The following is a 14,294-nucleotide window of genomic DNA, read 5'->3' as shown; positions in this document are numbered from 1 at the left end:
GTCTGTCTTACCTAATCAAAAAACTCAATAATCTTCCGATATTAGCAAGGGCATCGCAGTCATGCCATGACAATTTTTACTGATTTATCCATGAATTTCGGCAAATACCCAAGGACGCGATTGTTTGGTTTTTTCTTCATAGGCACGAATATCATCCGCCACCTGCAAAGTTAAGCCAATATCATCCAGACCATTTAACAGGCAATGCTTGCGAAATGGATCGACTTCAAACTTAAAGCTTTCACCCGTAGGGGTACGAACTTCTTGTGCTTGCAAGTCAATGGTCAGTTGATAACCTTCATCTTCCGCACATTCCTTAAATAACTGCTCAACAATATCTTCAGCCAAAATCACAGGCAACATACCGTTTTTAAAACAGTTATTAAAGAAAATATCAGCAAAGCTTGGCGCAATCACGGTACGCAAACCATATTCGCTCAAGGCCCACGGCGCATGTTCACGGCTAGAACCACAACCAAAGTTGGCACGTGAAATTAAAATAGATGCGCCCTGATAACGTGGCTGGTTCAAGACAAAGTCCGGATTGATCGGACGAACTGAATTGTCCTGACCTGGATAACCTTCATCCAAGTAACGCAATTCATCAAATAAATTTTCACCAAAACCGGTACGTTTGATCGATTTCAAAAACTGTTTTGGAATAATTAAATCGGTATCGACATTGGCACGGTCTAAAGGTGCAACGATACCTTGTTCAACGGTATAAGCTTTCATATTTATTTCCCAACGAATTCGTAACCTCTCCCTACCCCTCTCCTACAAAGAGAGGGAACTCCTTCTCCCTCTGGGAGAAGGTCGGGATGAGGGCTTAAACTAGAATGAACGAACATCAACAAAGTGACCAGCAATTGCCGCTGCCGCTGCCATTGCGGGGCTCACCAAGTGGGTACGACCGCCATTGCCCTGACGACCTTCAAAGTTACGGTTCGATGTTGAAGCACAGTGCTCGCCTGGTTGCAATTTGTCAGCATTCATTGCCAAACACATAGAGCAGCCTGGTTCACGCCATTCAAAGCCCGCTTCGATCAGGATTTTATCTAAACCTTCCGCTTCAGCTTGTGCTTTCACCAAACCAGAACCTGGAACGACCATCGCCTGTTTAATGGTGGATGCCACCTTCTTGCCTTTCGCCACTTCAGCCGCTGCACGGATATCTTCAATACGTGAGTTGGTGCACGAACCGATAAAGACACGATCCAGCTGAATCTCAGCCAAGGCCTGACCGGCAGTTAAGCCCATATATTGATAAGCACGTGTCCAGTCATTGCGCTGTACGTCATCTTTCGCCTGTTCCAACGTTGGAACTGCTTGAGAGACTGGAATCACCATTTCAGGAGAAGTACCCCAAGATACTTGTGGCTCAATCTCTTCACCTTGCAAGACCACAACGGTATCGAAGTGCGCGCCTTCATCAGAATGCAAGGTATTCCAGTAAGCAATAGCTTGATCCCACTGCTCGCCTTTCGGTGCATATGGACGGTTTTTCACGTATTCAATAGTCTTGTCATCGACAGCAACCATCCCTACACGGGCACCGCCTTCGATCGCCATATTACATACCGTCATACGGCCTTCGATCGACATATCACGGAACACCTGACCACCGAATTCAATCGCGTGACCTGTACCACCTGCCGTACCAATCTTGCCGATAATCGCCAAGACCACATCTTTCGGTGTCACGCCCTGACCTAATTTTCCGTCAACGCGCACCAACATGTTTTTCATCTTCTTTTGAACCAGGCATTGGGTCGCCAATACATGTTCAACTTCTGATGTCCCGATCCCATGCGCCAAACAGCCAAAAGCACCGTGTGTTGCAGTATGCGAGTCACCACACACCACCGTCATGCCCGGTAAGGTCAAGCCTTGCTCCGGCCCGACCACATGCGCGATGCCCTGACGGATATCATTAATATCAAATTCAACAATATTAAAGGTCTTGCAGTTGTCATCCAAAGTTTGCACCTGGATGCGCGAGGTTTCATCTTCAATTCCGGCAACACCCTGCTCACGCTCTTTTTTCGAGGTCGGTACGTTATGATCCGGTGTGGCAATATTCGCGCTTAAACGCCATGGCTGGCGCCCGGCCAGTTGCAAACCTTCAAAGGCCTGTGGAGAAGTCACTTCATGTAATAAGTGACGGTCGATGTACAGTAAGGCAGAACCATCATCACGTTGCGTTACTAAATGGTCGTCCCACAATTTGTCATATAATGTTTTTGCTGTTTGGGTTGCGCCTGCCATGTCGATGTACTCCACTGGACTGGGTAAATTCTTTCTCTGATTTTGATTATATCGCTGCAATCACATAAATCTAATTTATCATTTTTATCAGTTAAAAAACTTTTTGGAATCTTTTAAAAGCTGAATCAAATCAGACTTTCACTTTATTTTCATCAATCTAATTTTCCGATTAATTTATTAAAAATATTCGTTTTTACAAATTAAATGAGAATTATTATTATTTCTTCATCGACAGAGATGATGATTTTGAGGAACTTCGACATGGCACATATTCAACGCTTTGTAGACAATAACCAGCGCATGTTTAAAAAGACTTTCAGCTACTACATTATGCATATTACCGTAGCGATGATTGTGGGTTATTTGGTGACTGGCAGTCTGACGATGGCGATTGCCTTGAGTTTATTAGAACCAACGGTACAGGCAGTGGCTTTCTTCTTCCATGAAAAAATCTGGGAGCGTAATAACCAACAGCAGAATGAGGACATTACCGTCTAAACTCTTCGGTCGAGGTTCCTGATAAAAGACTACCTTTATAGGTGGTCTTTTTTAGTTTTAAAAATGCCAAGGCTTTGAAAATGTATAGTAATTCAGCACTGCAACATAGATGAGCTAATTTTGCTTTGATTTATTCTTAAAATATAACAATAATATATTTACACATAAAAATTCTTTATAGGTGGTTAAGATGAATCTCGCAGCCTTTGAAGCCTTCGTAAAAGTCATGGAAACCGGTTCGATTTCTCTGGCCGCAGATCAGCTCTTCATTACCCAGCCTGCTGTCACCAAACGTATTCACAGTCTGGAAGAATACTTTGGGGTCAAGCTGTTTGAATCTGCCGGACGTGGTGTACAGGCCACCCACGCGGCGCACTCTCTGTTGCCTAAAGTGAAAAACTGGCTGAATGAACTCGGTGATATTCATTATACCTTGAGCCATGAACAGGGTCAGGTACAGGGCAAACTAAAAATTGGTACCAGTCATCATATTGGCCTGCATCATCTGCCGAGTCATTTGCGCCGTTATGTTCAGGAATATCCTGACGTGACTCTGGATGTGCATTTTGTCGATTCCGAGCAGGCGCATGAACAAGTGATTGCCGGCGATCTGGAACTGGCATTTTTAACCTTGCCGCCACGGGGTGATGCGCGTCTGAATTATGTGACTATTTGGAATGATCCTCTAGTCTTTGTGGTGGCACCGTTTCATCCGCTGGCGCAGCAAAAAAATCTGTGTCTGGAAGATTTGCTCGACTATCCAAGCCTGTTGCCCTCATCACAGACCTATACCTCGCAAATTACTTTGGCCGAATTTGAGAAACAGGGCATCAAACCGAAAGTCAGTATGAGTAACAATCCGCTGGAATCGATCCGGATGCTGGTATCGATTGGCTTAGGCTGGTCGGTACTGCCAAAAACTTTGGTCAATCATGACCTGCACCAGCTGGATATTAATCTGGAAATGAACCGTCGTTTGGGCATGGTCTGGCATCCCGGTCGTACTCAGTCCAAAGCAGCTCAGGCTCTGGTTCAGCTCATGCAGGGTGCCTCGCTGTCTATTTAAGCCGTTCCTGAACATGCTGCATCCAAAACGGTGCAGCATTTTGTTACCTAAATACACCCCATCTGGCGATATCTTTCGAGTATTTTTAAGACAATTCCATTCTTTTGCAGTGCAGAGGAATGCTTAAAACTATTCGATGGAGCCTGACGGATGCAGCTCGATTCTCCCTTAAAATCCCACTCTCAAGATAAAACCAATACAAGCAGCCTGTGGCTTTCGGCCAAACCGATGCTGCTGCCCACGCCGGCACTTGATTTTGCCGATGAACAGACTGCCCGGCACTGCCTGCGCGAATATTTCCTGAACACCTTTGACACCTATGAACAACTGTTTGAATGCCTCAAACATGAAGATGCATTTTTCATCAAGCCGATTACTTTACGTCATCCGCTAATTTTTTATTTTGCCCATACCGCCACTTTTTTTGTCAATAAACTGCTGCTCAGCAAGCTAATTAGCGAACGCGTAAATCCGCATTTTGAAAGTATCTTCGCGATCGGTGTAGACGAGATGAGCTGGGATGACCTGGATGAAGTGCACTATGACTGGCCCAGTGTGCAGGAAGTCCGTGATTATCGGCATCAGGTACGCGCCCTGATCCTGAACATCCTTGAACATGCTCCGCTAACTCTACCCTTAAACTGGCAAAACCCTTGGTGGACCATCATCATGGACATCGAACATGAACGGATCCATCTGGAAACTTCTTCTGTGCTGATCCGCCAGCATGCTTTGGAACATGTACGCCAGCATCCGCAATGGCGTGCCAATATTATTACCGGCATGGCCCCGGATAATATTTTGCTGGATGTGCCGGAAGGCAAAGTGCATTTACAGAAAGATTTTAACCATCCATTTTATGGCTGGGACAATGAATACGGCCGGCATGAAGCCGAGGTTGCAGCTTTTGCAGCCTCCAAATATCTGGTATCGAATCAGGAATTTCTGGCCTTTGTCGAAGCTGATGGCTATCAGACCGAACACTACTGGAGTGAAGAAGGTCTAGGCTGGCTGCAATTTTCACAAGCTGCTCATCCCTGTTTCTGGCGCAAAACTGAATTAGGCTGGTCACTGCGATTGATGCTAGAAGAAGTGCCGATGCCTTGGGACTGGCCGGTAGAAGTGAATTATCATGAAGCCAAGGCCTTTTGTCAGTGGAAATCCCAACTGCTGGGAAAAACCATTCGCTTGCCGACTGAAGATGAATGGTATCGCCTGTATGCAGTTTCCGATCTGGATTCAGATTTACCGAGCCCTGAACAGGCCAATATCGAGTTGAAATACGGCACCAGCTCCTGTCCGGTCGATCATTTCAAGCAGGGCGATTTTTATGATATTCAGGGCAATGTCTGGCAGTGGACTGAAACTCCGATCTATCCATTTCAGGGTTTTCAGGTGCATCCGCTTTATGATGATTTCAGTACACCAACCTTTGACGGTCGCCATAACCTGATGAAAGGTGGCTCCTGGATTTCGGCGGGCAATGAAGCTTTATATAGTTCCCGCTACGCCTTCAGACGGCATTTCTTTCAGCACGCTGGTTTTCGCTACGTCGCCTCTGATCAGGCACTGCAACATTTCCCTTCGAACTATGAAAGCGACCAGCTGGTCTCCCAATATCTGGAATTCCAGTACGGCCCCGAATATTTTGGTATCGCTAATTTTGCCAAAACACTGGTCGATCTGGCACAACCCTATTTTCAGCAAGTGCCATGTCATCGTGCCTTAGATATTGGCTGTGCTACCGGCCGCGCCAGCTTTGAACTGGCACACTATTTTGATCAGGTGACCGGTCTGGACTTCTCAGCACGTTTTATCCAGCAGGCAGTCTATTTGGCTCAAGGCAATAGGGTACGTTATCAGCTGCCGCTAGAAGGTGAATTAAGCGAAGAAAAAAGCTGTTCACTTGAAGATGTCGCTTTGGAACAGTTTGCGTCAAAAACGGAATTTTTTCAGGCCGATGCCTGCAACCTGAAAGCACATTTTAGCGACTATGATTTTATTCTGGCAGCGAACCTGATTGACCGGCTGCATCATCCGAAAGACTTTTTATTGCAGATTCATAAACGTATCAATATAGGTGGAATTTTAATGCTGAGTTCGCCCTATACCTGGCTGGAAGAACATACGGCGCGTAGCGAATGGCTGGGCGGTTTTCAGCAGGATGGGGAAAAGATCACGACTTTGGCTGGTATTTCCAACATTTTAACCCAGCACTTTGAATTGGTGGCCGAACCCCAAGATGTGCCTTTTGTGATTCGAGAAACGGCCAGAAAGTATCAACATACCCTGTCACAAGTCACGATCTGGAAACGGATTCGCTAAAGGTAAGGTCATAGTCTAAAAAGCCAATCATACGATTGGCTTTATATCTTATCCTTCACTGGTTGAATTTTCATGCAAGGATTCATTGAGTTGATCTACCACAATCGCCCATTCGCCATCAGAGGCTATTTTCTCGCTTAAAAATTGACGTTGTGCCTCTGACCAATACGGCGCATCCAGTAAAGTCAGATCTTTATGCAATTGATGCTCGTGAATAAATGTTTCAATACCTTCTGCACTGGCATCCAAGCCAAGCTGTTGGAACAGATGTGTCATACGTGGTCGAACGTGAGTCATATCTCATACCTCAGAATCTACTATTGTTATCATGTCCTGTTTTTCGAGCATAGCATGTCTGATTCAGCTGGACTGTGAAAAAACATTAATATTCAAATGAGGCAAATAAAAAGCACAACCGAAGTTGTACTTAATAATCACATCAATGAGTTCGGAGTGATTAGATCGACCAGTCCTGTATTTTCCAACCCTGTTCTTGGGCTAAAGTTTCCAAGCGATCATCCGGATTGACTGCAATCGCATGATCCGCATATTCCAGCAAGAAACGGTCATTAATAGAATCTGAATAAGCCCAAGACTCGGTTACGTCGCGGCCTTCCAGCCATTGTTCCAGACGCACCAGCTTGCCTTGCTGATAGCATGCGGTATTGATGACTTTACCAGTATATTTCCCATCAATGACTTCAGCATTGGTGGCAATAATTTCAGTAATTCCGAATTCACGAAAAATGGGTGCGGTAATAAAGTCTGAAGTTGCGGTAATCCCCACTAAGGCATGCCCTGCTTCACGGTGGCGCTCAATGGCTTTAAAACCTTCAGGACGCATTTGTGGACGAATGACTTTTTGCATGAACAGTTGATGTAATTCAGTCAAATAATGATTGTCATGTTTGGTCAGAAACTGGAACACAAATTCATTATAGGCATAAGGATCCAGCTGACCTTTTTTATAATCGTCATAGAACTTGTCATTCATGGCGCGATGCTGAACTGGATCGACCAGGCCCTCACTGACCAAAAACTCTCCCCAAGAATGATCCGAATCCGTGTTTAACAAGGTGTGATCGAGATCAAATAGCGCCAATTTCATGAAAATACTCGTTAAAACTGAAATTTAAGAAAAAAATTGTAAATCTATCTCCGCTAGTCGATAGAAATTCGTTAAGATCATAGCAATTTTAACATTTTTAAACTTTGCTTTTTTCGAGTTGGATAACGAAATAATGCTCCCCGATGGCAAAGGCATAAATTAAACAATTTTTAGGTAGCCAAATGATCGACTCTGAAGGTTTCCGACCGAATGTCGGGATCATTTTGGCAAACGATGCTGGACAGGTTTTATGGGCAAAACGCATTGGTCATAATGCATGGCAATTTCCACAAGGCGGAATCCAATATGGAGAAACCCCTGAGCAGGCACTCTATCGTGAGCTGAGAGAAGAAGTTGGCTTATTGCCCGAACACGTCCAGATAGTCGCGCAAACCAAAGGCTGGTTGCGCTATCGTTTGCCGCATCGATACATTCGTACGGACTCTGATCCGGTCTGTATCGGTCAAAAACAAAAGTGGTTTTTACTCAAACTCACGGCCCCCGTTCAGCATATTCAGTTGAATCTGTCTGATCCGCCCGAATTTGATCAATGGCAATGGGTCAGTTACTGGTACCCACTCGGTCAAGTCGTGAATTTCAAACGTGATGTTTACCGCAAAGCCCTGGTGGAGTTGTGTCAGCAACTACCCCAGCAAAAACCTTAAAAAATCGCATAAATAATGCAGATTTTTTACGCGGCTATTGTTATAAATAAACTTAATCACTGAAATTCTGAATAGACGGAGCAGACCTTATGTCGAATATGCAACTGGACACCTTGAGACGTATTGTTCAGGAGATCAATGCGTCCACCAGTTTGCATGAATCACTCGACATTATGGTCAAGCATGTGGCCGAGGCCATGCAGGTTGATGTCTGCTCGATCTATCTCCTCGATGAACGCAATCAGCGTTATCTGCTCATGGCGTCTAAAGGCCTGAATGCAGAATCTGTCGGCCATGTGTCTTTGCAGACCGGTGAGGGTCTGGTGGGCCTGGTTGGACAACGTGAAGAAATTGTCAATCTGGACAATGCCCCTAAACATGAGCGCTTCCTGTTTTTACCTGAAACCGGTGAGGAAATTTATAACTCCTTCCTCGGTGTGCCGGTGATGTACCGCCGTAAGGTCATGGGTGTACTGGTGGTTCAGAATAAAGAATCACAGGACTTTTCTGAAGCTGCTGAATCCTTTCTGGTCACACTCTGCGCGCAGCTTTCTGGCGTCATCGCCCATGCCCATGCCGTTGGCAATATCGATGTATTCCGTAAGCCGAGCAACCTGCCCGCCTATAAAACCTTTCAGGGAGTTTCTGGCTCCGGTGGCATTGCCTTAGGTCGTGCAGTGATTCTCTATCCGCCAGCAGATCTTGCCGCAGTCCCTGACCGTGAAGCAGATGACATCAGCGAAGAACTGCAGCTCTTAGATAACGCGCTAAATTCAGTCCGTGAAGAAATCCAGTCACTGGATGACAAAATGCAGGATGCGTTAATGGCCGAGGAACGCGCACTGTTTAGCGTGTTCTTGCGTATGCTGGATGAAAATGCCCTGCCTGCAGAAATCAAGGCTTTTATTCGTGAAGGTCACTGGGCACAAGGCGCCGTGCGAATTGTTATTGACAATCATGTGGCACAATTTTCCCAAATGGAAGATGATTATTTACGTGAGCGGGTAGCGGACTTAAAAGATCTGGGCCGCCGTATTCTGGCGCGCTTACAGGAAGCCGATGCCAGTCACCGTGAATTGACCGATGAAAGTATTCTGATTGGTGAGGAAATTTCGACGGCTGCACTGGTTGAACTACCTGTAGATAAAATTGCCGCGATTGTCACTACCGAAGGCGCCATGAACTCACATATGGTGATTGTGGCGCGTGCTCTTGGTATTCCGACCGTGGTCGGCGTGACCGAACTGCCGATCAACACCCTCGATGATGTAGAGATGATTGTCGATGCACATCAGGGCCGGGTCTTTATTAATCCCCCACGTCGCCTGCGCAGTCGCTATAAAGAAATTCAAAAAGAAGAAGAACAGCTTGCTAAAGATCTGCGCCAGTACGAAACCAAAGATGCGATTACCCCGGATGGCGTGGCGGTCAAACTCTACGTCAACACCGGCCTGATGATTGATGTGGTGCGTGGCGTGCAGCGTGGTGCCAAAGGTGTCGGTTTATACCGTTCTGAAATTCCGTTTATGTTGCGTGACCGCTTCCCGGGCGAGGAAGAACAACGTGCGATTTATCGTCAGCAGCTCAGTCACTTTGCCAATAAACCGGTGGTGATGCGAACGTTGGACATTGGTGCAGACAAAGACCTGCCGTATTTCTCGATTGAAGAAGAAAACTCGGCACTCGGCTGGCGTGGCATTCGTTTTACCCTGGATCATCCGGAAATTTTTTCTTCACAGATTCGCGCCATGCTCAAAGCCAGTATCGGACTGAATAACCTGCATATTCTGCTGCCGATGGTGACCAGTGTCAGCGAGGTCGAGGAAGCGCTCTATCTGCTGGAACGTGACCATGCGGCGATTCAAGAAGAAGAACAGGTCAAGGTAAATAAACCAAAACTCGGCATCATGGTGGAAGTGCCGAGTGTGCTTCATCAGATTGATGAATTTTCCGAACTGGTGGATTTCTTCTCGGTCGGCTCCAACGATCTGACCCAATATCTGTTGGCTGTGGATCGCAATAATCCACGGGTAGCCAATGTCTATTCACATTTACACCCTGCAGTACTGCGTGCCCTGACCCGTCTGGTGCAGGACTGTCATCGTAATGAAAAACCGGTCAGTATCTGCGGTGAAATGGCGGGCGATCCGCTGTCTGCAGTTTTGCTCATGGCCATGGGCTTTAATACCCTGTCGATGAGTTCCAGTAATATTTTGCGGGTACGTAAAACCATTTGTCATGTTCCGATGAGTGATGCACAAGAATTGCTGCAACATGTGTTAAAAATGGACAATCCGCTCATGGTAAAAAGCTGGTTAGAATATTATTTCAGAACCCATGGTTTAGGGGATATGGTGAAATCTGCATCACGTATGGTGAGTGCCTAATACGGGACTTTTTCCAGTCCCTCGACAGTGGTAGAGGTGGTTATGGAATTTCTGGTCATCCTGTTCATGATTGTTGCGGTGTTCTATGTGGTCATTCTTGCACCGGCCTTGGCTGCCCGCAAAGAAGCTCATAATTCCGGTTCATCTTATATACGCCCCGCCAGCAATCGAGCAATGAGCTATGCCGATCGGCCTAAAATGACTCCATTATTGGGCATTGAAATTTCGGCATCGCAACGGCGGCGTTTAGGCAGAGATGACCCCTCCGTCATTGCTGCCAGACTCTATCACCAACAAAAAGATCAATTTGCCAGTTTTCAGCAGGCCAGACCACAGCCTCATTCCCCTCACCACAAAGCACCAGTGCAAAGCAAACTCAATAAATTCTTTAATGACTTAATCGCGGATGAATCGACAACATCATCCCGGTATCCAAATCAATATTCGCAAACTCGTAACAACCGACCTGTCGCCCCGCTCTCTCCAGTTAAAACTAATCCTAAGCAGCCCCCACGTCGTCCCCAGCCACCTTACAGACCTTAAGCGGCCATTAAAAAAGGGCGATCTTCCATGGAATATCGCCCTTGTCTGTGCTTGTTGTAGCCACGTTTTGCATTTTTCTTTCGGTCTACAAAGACCTGGCTTTTGTTGACTTCATGCATGTGTTTTGCCACAAAATTGTGGATCACCACCTGCTCGGCTGTTTTTTTCTTGGCCATTTTACTCTCTATGTGATTTTGAGGAAGGAGTGAGATAATTATAGGGCCGACTGATTAATTTTCAAGCATATTTGCCAATGCTTTTTTAAAAATAAAGACCATCTGGATAGGATTTTCTGTATGCAAAAATGCGAGCTATAGCCAGAAAACACCCTTATTCCATTCATTATTTTTATGGGTTTCTTCAGACCAACAAAACTTAATTAAAAAACCATTTAAAATAAATCAGTTATAAAATTGTATTTTAAATGATACTTTTCACTTATTATTTTTATCCTTTGATAAAAACATATTATGGACTTAGATATTGTTATTTTCGTTTAATCCCATTCATTATTCGAGTTATTCAAAATATATAGAATTTGATATTGTCACAGAGTGGAAAACCCGTTACTTTTTAAGAGTAACCATTTAATTTTCAACATTTTAAACTTTATTAAATTTAAAAATATTTTTTGAGTGAGCTCACTCAATTATACCCTGAATTCCGTTTTGTGCTGTAACACCCTTTATTTAAAGATATTGTAAATATAGCGAAACCTGATCTGATTAGCATATATCTCAATATTTTATGAATACTAGGTAAACGACATAAGATGGCGAATTCAAACATGAGGTGCGACAGTTTGAAAAGTCTTATGATAATCAACAAGCTGAGCAAATTTCTCTAATGGTGTAAGCCAATCTAACGCTTTTCTAGGACGAGTATTCAGTGACATGGCAACTTGATTTAAATAATGCTGATCTGCCTGATTTAAATCAATCCCTTTAGGTAAATATTGCCTAATTAAACCATTCATATTTTCGCATGTGCCTTTTTGCCAGGGTGAATGTGGGTCACAGAAATATACATCTATGCCTAAATCTTCTTCAAGTATTTTATGTTCTGCCATCTCGCGTCCACGGTCATAGGTCAACGTTTTACGCAGTTCTGCAGGTAAATATTTCAGAGCTTCAGTTAAAGCCTTGCGCACTGATTCTGCCTTTGCATCAGGTAATGTTGCCAAGATACAGAGCCGTGTATTTCGTTCAATAAGTGTTGCTATCGAACTTTTATTGTCTTTACCTTTAATTAAATCAGCTTCCCAATGACCCGGTATTTTTCTTTCTTGAACTTCGGCTGGGCGCTCATGAATAGTTTTAATATCCTGTAATATAGAATCTTTTTTAGGTTCACCGTTAGCTTTTCGCTTTTTATTTTCATGACGCAGACAGGATAATAAGTCTTTTTTCAACTCACCCTTTGGTAATGCTCGTATCGTTGAATAAATCGTTGTATGGCTTACATTCATTGTTTGATCCAAATCAGGAAATGTCTTTAAACGCTTTGCTATTTGCTGAGGAGACCATAAACAACGGATCGCTTCAACAATAAATTTCCAGAGGATTGAATCGATTTTGAGTTTTCTGTGACCACGTCTACGTCTAGCGAAGGTGTTATCAGAAGCATATTGAGCTTGATAAACGTCATTGATGCTATTTCTTTTAAGCTCACGATAGATCGTACTAGGATGTCTTTTAATGAGTTCAGCAAATTTTCTGGCTGAAAAGCCTTCTTTTCTTGACTCAAGCATTAATGCAGTACGATCTTCAAAGTTAAGATGATGGTATGACAATTTTATATACTCCATAAACCCTTTAAATTAATTAGGTGGTTTATGTCGCACTTCAAGTTTTACTCTGCCGATATTCAAAACTTGGAGAGGAAAGATGAGCCAAGATTTTAAAAAATGCCCTGTCACCCACCTGACCACTGAAGCTGGTGCCCCTGTGGTCGACAACCAGAACAGTATGACGGCAGGTGCGCGTGGACCTTTACTTGCCCAGGATTTATGGCTGAATGAAAAACTGGCCAACTTTGTCCGCGAAGTGATTCCAGAGCGTCGTATGCATGCCAAAGGTTCAGGTGCTTTTGGTATCTTTACCGTGACCAATGATATTACCCAATATAGCCGCGCTAAAATTTTCTCTGAAGTCGGCAAAAAAACCGAAATGTTTGCCCGTTTCTCAACAGTGGCGGGTGAACGTGGTGCGGCCGATGCGGAACGCGATATTCGCGGTTTTGCCTTAAAATTCTATACTGAAGAAGGCAACTGGGATCTGGTCGGCAATAACACCCCGGTGTTTTTCCTGCGGGATGCGCGCAAGTTCCCTGACCTGAATAAAGCAGTCAAACGCGACCCGAAAACCAACAAGCGCAGCGCCACCAATAACTGGGATTTCTGGACACTGTTGCCTGAAGCTTTGCATCAAGTGACCATTGTCATGTCCGACCGCGGGATTCCGACCGGTTACCGTCATATGCATGGTTTTGGCAGTCACACCTTCAGTTTTATCAATGCCAAAAATGAACGCTTCTGGGTAAAATTCCATATGCGTACCCAGCAAGGCATCCAGAACCTGACCGATGCTGAAGCTGCAGACTTGATCGCCAAAGACCGTGAAAGCAGCCAGACCGACCTGTTTGATGCCATCGAACGTGGTGACTATCCAAAATGGAAAATGTACGTTCAGATCATGCCGGAACTGGAAGCCGAAACAGTGCCTTATCATCCATTTGACCTGACCAAAGTCTGGCCAAAGGGCGATTATCCACTGATTGAAGTCGGTGAATTCGAACTGAACCGCAATCCGGAAAACTATTTCCAGGATGTAGAACAAGCAGCCTTTGCACCAAGCAATCTTGTACCGGGTATCAGCTACTCACCGGACCGTATGTTACAGGCACGTTTAGTGAACTATGCCGACGCAGCGCGTTACCGTGTTGGCGTGAATCATTCACAGGTTCCAGTCAATGCTGCACGTTGTCCTGTACATTCGAACCGCCGTGATGGTCAAGGCCGCATGGATGGCAACTATGGTTCATTGCCACATTACGAGCCGAACAGTTTTAGCCAGTGGCAGGAACAACCGGAATTCAGAGAACCGCCACTGAAAATCACCGGTGATGCCGATTTCTGGGATTTCCGTGAAGATGACAATGATTACTTCAGCCAGCCACGCGCCCTGTTTAACCTGATGAATGACCAGCAGAAACAGGCTCTGTTTAATAACACGGCCGGAGCGATGGGTGATGCGCTAGATTTCATTAAATACCGTCACATCCGCAACTGTTACGCTTGCGATCCAGCTTATGGGCAAGGCGTTGCTAAGGCCTTAGGTATGACTGTAGCAGATGCCCAAGCAGCACGTGAAAGCGATCCAGCCAAAGGTTTGCCTAGCTTTCTCTAAGCCAGTTTAGACATGTATAGAAACCAC

At 44.9% G+C, this 14,294-nt stretch carries 13 protein-coding genes; 7 read left to right on the top strand and 6 right to left on the bottom strand.

The features are described from left to right. Nucleotides 1–84: 84 nt before the first annotated feature. Nucleotides 85–735, bottom strand: coding sequence for a 3-isopropylmalate dehydratase small subunit (leuD, locus tag F893_RS04480; RefSeq protein ID WP_004729456.1), 651 nt, complete (start codon nt 733–735; stop codon nt 85–87). 99 nt (nt 736–834) lie between these two features. Beyond that, entirely contained in the window at nt 835–2,268 is a 1,434-nt protein-coding gene (gene leuC / locus F893_RS04475) for a 3-isopropylmalate dehydratase large subunit (protein ID WP_005250608.1), read from the bottom strand. A gap of 261 nt (nt 2,269–2,529) precedes the next feature. On the opposite strand from leuC, the gene F893_RS04470 reads away from it, so the two are divergent. From F893_RS04470 to ovoA, 3 genes are all read left to right on the top strand, one after another. Continuing rightward, complete coding sequence (locus tag F893_RS04470) at nt 2,530–2,766, top strand: DUF2061 domain-containing protein (RefSeq protein WP_005107971.1); 237 nt, start codon at nt 2,530–2,532, stop codon at nt 2,764–2,766. Nucleotides 2,767–2,956: 190 nt separating this feature from the next. Next, the gene (locus tag F893_RS04465) at nt 2,957–3,832 is read left to right on the top strand and encodes a LysR family transcriptional regulator (RefSeq protein ID WP_004278498.1); all 876 of its coding nucleotides are present in this window, start codon (nt 2,957–2,959) and stop codon (nt 3,830–3,832) included. 150 nt (nt 3,833–3,982) lie between these two features. Further along, nucleotides 3,983–6,157, top strand: coding sequence for a 5-histidylcysteine sulfoxide synthase (gene ovoA / locus F893_RS04460; RefSeq protein WP_005250606.1), 2,175 nt, complete (start codon nt 3,983–3,985; stop codon nt 6,155–6,157). 48 nt (nt 6,158–6,205) lie between these two features. Here the strand turns inward: ovoA and F893_RS04455 are convergent, their stop codons facing one another. After that, on the bottom strand, nt 6,206–6,454 hold the full coding sequence (locus F893_RS04455) for a DUF2789 family protein (protein WP_004278500.1): 249 nt from the start codon (nt 6,452–6,454) through the stop codon (nt 6,206–6,208). A gap of 160 nt (nt 6,455–6,614) precedes the next feature. Continuing rightward, complete coding sequence (locus F893_RS04450) at nt 6,615–7,265, bottom strand: HAD family hydrolase (RefSeq protein WP_005250603.1); 651 nt, start codon at nt 7,263–7,265, stop codon at nt 6,615–6,617. Between the two features lie 182 nt (nt 7,266–7,447). Between F893_RS04450 and F893_RS04445 the strand changes: the two genes are divergently transcribed. From F893_RS04445 to F893_RS04435, 3 genes are all read left to right on the top strand, one after another. Next, nucleotides 7,448–7,930, top strand: coding sequence for an RNA pyrophosphohydrolase (locus tag F893_RS04445; protein ID WP_004278502.1), 483 nt, complete (start codon nt 7,448–7,450; stop codon nt 7,928–7,930). An 89-nt stretch (nt 7,931–8,019) separates the two neighbouring features. Then, nucleotides 8,020–10,317 (top strand): phosphoenolpyruvate--protein phosphotransferase, encoded by a 2,298-nt coding sequence (gene ptsP / locus F893_RS04440; RefSeq protein ID WP_005250601.1) that lies wholly within the window; start codon nt 8,020–8,022, stop codon nt 10,315–10,317. A 42-nt stretch (nt 10,318–10,359) separates the two neighbouring features. Beyond that, nucleotides 10,360–10,860, top strand: coding sequence for a hypothetical protein (locus F893_RS04435; RefSeq protein WP_005245903.1), 501 nt, complete (start codon nt 10,360–10,362; stop codon nt 10,858–10,860). Here the strand turns inward: F893_RS04435 and F893_RS04430 are convergent. After that, nucleotides 10,857–11,036, bottom strand: coding sequence for a DUF7230 family protein (locus F893_RS04430; RefSeq protein ID WP_004729442.1), 180 nt, complete (start codon nt 11,034–11,036; stop codon nt 10,857–10,859). The two genes, F893_RS04435 and F893_RS04430, sit on opposite strands and share 4 nt — an antisense overlap. 605 nt (nt 11,037–11,641) lie before the next feature. Next, nucleotides 11,642–12,610: an IS30 family transposase gene (locus F893_RS04425; protein WP_081398964.1), complete on the bottom strand. Its 969-nt coding sequence runs from the start codon at nt 12,608–12,610 to the stop codon at nt 11,642–11,644. Between the two features lie 136 nt (nt 12,611–12,746). Between F893_RS04425 and F893_RS04420 the strand changes: the two genes are divergently transcribed. Continuing rightward, nucleotides 12,747–14,267 carry a catalase gene (locus F893_RS04420; RefSeq protein ID WP_005250598.1) on the top strand — a complete coding sequence of 507 codons (1,521 nt, stop codon included), beginning with the start codon at nt 12,747–12,749 and terminating at the stop codon, nt 14,265–14,267. The last annotated feature ends 27 nt before the right edge of the window (nt 14,268–14,294 follow it).

This window comes from Acinetobacter sp. CIP 102136 (assembly GCF_000369685.1).
GTDB lineage: Bacteria > Pseudomonadota > Gammaproteobacteria > Pseudomonadales > Moraxellaceae > Acinetobacter > Acinetobacter fasciculus.
The sequence above is the reverse complement of the archived record's forward strand: the minus strand, read 5'-3'. Positions and strand labels throughout refer to the sequence as shown.

Excerpts from the sequence above, each read along its gene's own strand:
- F893_RS04420 (WP_005250598.1), top strand. The coding sequence starts at position 12,747 with ATGAGCCAAGATTTTAAAAAATGCCCTGTCACCCACCTGACCACTGAA.
- F893_RS04450 (WP_005250603.1), bottom strand. The coding sequence starts at position 7,265 with ATGAAATTGGCGCTATTTGATCTCGATCACACCTTGTTAAACACGGAT.
- ptsP (WP_005250601.1), top strand. The coding sequence starts at position 8,020 with ATGTCGAATATGCAACTGGACACCTTGAGACGTATTGTTCAGGAGATC.
- F893_RS04425 (WP_081398964.1), bottom strand. The coding sequence starts at position 12,610 with ATGCTTGAGTCAAGAAAAGAAGGCTTTTCAGCCAGAAAATTTGCTGAA.
- F893_RS04430 (WP_004729442.1), bottom strand. The coding sequence starts at position 11,036 with ATGGCCAAGAAAAAAACAGCCGAGCAGGTGGTGATCCACAATTTTGTG.
- F893_RS04465 (WP_004278498.1), top strand. The coding sequence starts at position 2,957 with ATGAATCTCGCAGCCTTTGAAGCCTTCGTAAAAGTCATGGAAACCGGT.
- F893_RS04455 (WP_004278500.1), bottom strand. The coding sequence starts at position 6,454 with ATGACTCACGTTCGACCACGTATGACACATCTGTTCCAACAGCTTGGC.
- leuC (WP_005250608.1), bottom strand. The coding sequence starts at position 2,268 with ATGGCAGGCGCAACCCAAACAGCAAAAACATTATATGACAAATTGTGG.
- ovoA (WP_005250606.1), top strand. The coding sequence starts at position 3,983 with ATGCAGCTCGATTCTCCCTTAAAATCCCACTCTCAAGATAAAACCAAT.
- leuD (WP_004729456.1), bottom strand. The coding sequence starts at position 735 with ATGAAAGCTTATACCGTTGAACAAGGTATCGTTGCACCTTTAGACCGT.
- F893_RS04435 (WP_005245903.1), top strand. The coding sequence starts at position 10,360 with ATGGAATTTCTGGTCATCCTGTTCATGATTGTTGCGGTGTTCTATGTG.
- F893_RS04445 (WP_004278502.1), top strand. The coding sequence starts at position 7,448 with ATGATCGACTCTGAAGGTTTCCGACCGAATGTCGGGATCATTTTGGCA.
- F893_RS04470 (WP_005107971.1), top strand. The coding sequence starts at position 2,530 with ATGGCACATATTCAACGCTTTGTAGACAATAACCAGCGCATGTTTAAA.